3 protein-coding genes are annotated in these 3,788 nt (G+C 71.5%); 1 reads left to right on the top strand and 2 read right to left on the bottom strand.

From position 1 onward, the window contains the following. Positions 1-200 (bottom strand): helix-turn-helix transcriptional regulator (locus tag VF468_31415; protein ID HEX5882796.1); only part of this gene is annotated, 200 nt, incomplete at its 3' end. Positions 201-1,065: 865 nt separating this feature from the next. After that, positions 1,066-2,478 carry an amidohydrolase family protein gene (locus VF468_31410; GenBank protein HEX5882795.1) on the bottom strand — a complete coding sequence of 471 codons (1,413 nt, stop codon included), beginning with the start codon at positions 2,476-2,478 and terminating at the stop codon, positions 1,066-1,068. A 102-nt stretch (positions 2,479-2,580) separates the two neighbouring features. Here VF468_31410 and VF468_31405 point away from each other — a divergent pair, with 102 nt between their 5' ends. Further along, a complete protein-coding gene (locus VF468_31405) occupies positions 2,581-3,402 on the top strand; it encodes a uracil-DNA glycosylase family protein (protein ID HEX5882794.1) in 822 nt (273 codons plus the stop codon). The last annotated feature ends 386 nt before the right edge of the window (positions 3,403-3,788 follow it).

Here is a 3,788-nt window from a genome sequence, read left to right as displayed (position 1 = left end):
AGCTGCACGTCCTTGCCCTGTTCGAGGCGCGTGTACCAGCTCACGCTGATGCCAGCCAGCTGCGCCAGCTCCTCACGCCGTAGCCCAGGGGTGCGACGGGGGTTGACCCCTTGGGGGAGTCCAACGTCCTCGGGCCGTAGCGCCGCTCGTCGGGCGCGGAGGAACGCGCCCAGTTCCTGACGTTGCTCCTCGGGAGGCATGGCATGCTCCTGCGCGACCGTGACACGGAGCCTAGCAGGTTTTGTCCTAGGCGAACGAGGCTCTCGTACTACGCATGGTCGTGCGCTACCCTCGCGGCTGACCTGGGGGGGTTCGAGGGGGCTGCTGTACAAGGTCGTCTAGGAGGAGACAGCTCCAGTCTAGCTGGAGCCGTCTCCTCCTCGTGTGTCTCCGACGCCCAGAACTCGTCAGTTGCATGCTGGTCGTAGTGGAGCGCCCAAGCCTCAACGAACCTGTCATCGCGCACCTGGAAGACAATCGTCTGCAGGCTGTGCAGCCGGCGCCCCTCCCGGTCGCCCTCAGAGACGGATACCCCGACGGCATGCTCGTCTGCCGGAGCGTCCCGATGTCGCCTCGGGAGGCGTCGTAGCCTCGACGAACCAGGTCCTCGTTGGGGTGGGCCATGGGGACGCGGCAAGCACGCCGCCACCAACGCAGGCTCACAACCTCGGTAGCAACCCAGGCGCTTCACTACCCTGCCCGCTCCTCCGGATATGAAGATGATTGCCGTGTGAGCTTCCGCCAGAGTTCCCGGGCCCGCTGCCCGACCGCTCCGAACACGGTGCGACCTCCCGACAAATGGACAGCCGGTCGCTGACCTGCAACCGCTCAATGTCCTCCTTGGCTCGGGCAACGGCAAGGGCGTCGGCGACCTGCCAGCGCACCCTCCGCGATGGCCAGAACCGCCGATCGGCGTCGTGGACGCGGTCACGGGCCTGGCCGTCCCGGCGGCCGTTCCGGTACTTCCCGCTGCGGTGGAGGCCGACGGTGCCGCCCGGGCTGGCGACCTCAATGCCCAACTCGTGTGAGGAGCTGAGGGGCCGCTCAGCCGCCGCGGTGCGGTGGTCAGGCGAAGATGGGGCCGACCTGGGGGTAGTGGGCGATCAGGTCGGCGCGGAGCTGGGTCAGGGTAGGGGGTTGGGGGCCGGACGGGTGGGCGCGGTGGCTGGTGTCCAGCAGCATCGGCTTGCCCCAGGCGACCAGGGGCTCGAGCCCTTCGGTGGCGCCGGTCAGCTCGACGATCCAGTCGGCTCGCCCGTAGGCCAGGTCGCCGTCAACCACCACCAGCTCGACCCAGGACGGGTCGGCGGCGACCACGTTGGCCCAGGGGTCCTCGCGCTGGCGCTCCAGCACCAGCAGGTCAGCCGGTCGTCCGGGCAGGAGGGCGCCGAGCTGGTCGCCCAGCCCGGCGATGCGGGCGGCGCCCGCGGTCACCATCTCCACCAGTTGGCGGGCTGTGGCCGGGTTGCCCTGCTGGGCGAGCATGCGGGCCGCGACCTTGAGCTCGGCCAGCATGCTGGTGCTGCCGCTGGGCAGCCAGTCGGCACCCAGGCCGACCGGCACCCCGAGCGCCAGGGCGTCGGCGGCGCGAGTGGTCTCGCCGTACAGGCGAAGATTGCTCTGGGGCGACCAGACCAGCTTGGCGCCGGCGTCGCTGACCTGGCCGAGCTGCTCGACGGTCAGGGCGCTGCCGTGGATGATGACGGTGGCCGGCGTCAGGGCGCCGAACTCGACCAGCCGGTCGAACTCCCGCCCCGAGCGTGGGTCGTCGGCGCGGCCCTCGGCCAGGTGAATGTAGAAGGCGGTGACCTCCCCGGTCTGGATGTCGGCCAGGATCGACTGCAGCGTGTCCATGTCGCGGGAGCCGGCCGAGGGCAGGTCGATCATGGAGCGGGCGCGGTGCCGGCCGAAGATGCGCCGGTCGACGTTGCGCACCAGCGCCTCCTCGCTGGTGCGCAGCCGCCCGCTCGCCCCCTGGATCGCGGTGGCGCCGCCGACCAGCGCCCGGACCTCCGCGTAGCGCAGCTGGACCTGGGGCTCCAGCGCTTCCAGCAGCCGGTTCTGGGGGTCGCGGACCAGCTGCCGGTACACGGGGCTGGCCCGCCAGCGGTACCGGTTGGCGAACAGGACGTGCGGCTCCCAGGCCGCGAAGATGTTGAACTCGGGATGGCCGTGCAGGTCGATCAGGCCGGGCAGGATCACGCCACCGGTGTCGTGGACCCTGACTCCTCCGGGACGGCGGTCCTCCACCGCCGTGATCCGCCGGTCGTCGTCGACGACCACGTAGCCGTCCTCGACCGGCCCCTCCGGCGTGAGCACGCAGCCCCGCAGCGCGAACGCCTCGCCGACGGCCGCTCGCGCGGCCAGCTCCCGTCCGGGACCGGCGACCGGCGGGGCCGGGATCTCGGTCGGGATGCCGGTCCGGTAGGCGCGCCCGAATCGGTCGTCGCTCCCACGCGGCCCTCGAGCGCCTGTCATCCGTGCTGCTCCTCGGCGAACGACCCTTGACTTCCCCCGCAAGGAACGTGAAGGTACCAAGGCTCCTGCGCTTGGTCGAAACCGGCAAGGGGAGGTCAGCCGATGGGGGGGCACGACTTCGACCCCGGCTATGGCCAGGAGCCGTTTCGTTCCCTGTGTGCCGACTATCCCGGCGAGGAGGTCTATCCGGCCGCCGACTTCCGGGTCGAGTGGGGACCGGTCTTCCACCGCGGCCGCCTCGACGGCAGCGCCCGGGTGGTGGTCATCGGCCAGGACCCGGCCCAGCACGAAGCGATCACGCGCCGGATCCTGGTCGGGGCGGCCGGCCAGCGCCTCCAGGGGTTCCTGGCCAAGCTCGGCATCGAGGTCGGCTACGTCATGGTCAACGCGTTCCTGTACAGCGTCTACGGTCAGGGCGGCGGGGAGCGGCACGCCGACGACCCGGCCATCGCCGCCTACCGCAACCGCTGGCTGGACGCCCTGCTGGTCGACACCGGGGTGGAGGCGGTGGTGGCCCTGGGGCGGCTGGCCGACCGGGCCTTCCGGGCCTGGAAGGTGACCCCGGCCGGGCAAGGGGTCGAGGTCGCCTACCAGCGGATCACCCACCCCACCGCCCCGGAGTCCAGCGCCCGGGGGGACGAGGCCGCCTACGAGCGCGCGGTCGAGGCGATGCTGCGCAACTGGAACCAGGCGCTGGAGCGGCTGCGGCCGGCCATCCGCTCGCCCGATGTGGACCGCGACCTGGTCCCGTACGGAACCGCGCTGCAGCCGACCGACTATGCGGCCATCCCGGAGCGGGACCTGCCGGCCGGGCTGCCGGCCTGGATGCGCTCCAGGTCCTGGGCCGACCGGGTGGGCCGGACCCGAGACCTCAAACGGGCGACCATCGCCGTGGTCGTGCCCCGCGACGCCCGGCCGTGGTGAGCGCCGTGGTCAGGGTCTGCGCGGCCGTCTCAGCGTCTACGGCAGTGGCAAGGCGTTGGTAAGCGAGCCCACCCCCGCCAACTCGACCTGACGAGACCCAATCGGAGGAGTTCGCGCAGGCCACCGGCCGCGACGCCTCCAGCTTGTTCACCCAGCCGCCGGCACCGGGAGTCTGGCGGCCAACACCACCATCGTTCCTGCCATTCCCGGGCCGCAGCTGGGCTTCGTCGTGGTACGCCAAGTACGTCGGCGGTGAACAACGCGACCTCGCGTTGACCGGTCGCAAGCTCGAGTATTCCGGGCAGGGGCGGTGGGTCACACGGTGATGACCACCTTTGCCCGGGCGTGTCCTTCTCCGAGGTAGCTGAGCGCGGCGGGGGCCTCGC

Source organism: Actinomycetota bacterium (assembly GCA_036280995.1).
Classification (GTDB): Bacteria; Actinomycetota; CALGFH01; order CALGFH01; family CALGFH01; genus CALGFH01.
This window is presented reverse-complemented; position numbering and strand designations above follow the sequence as displayed.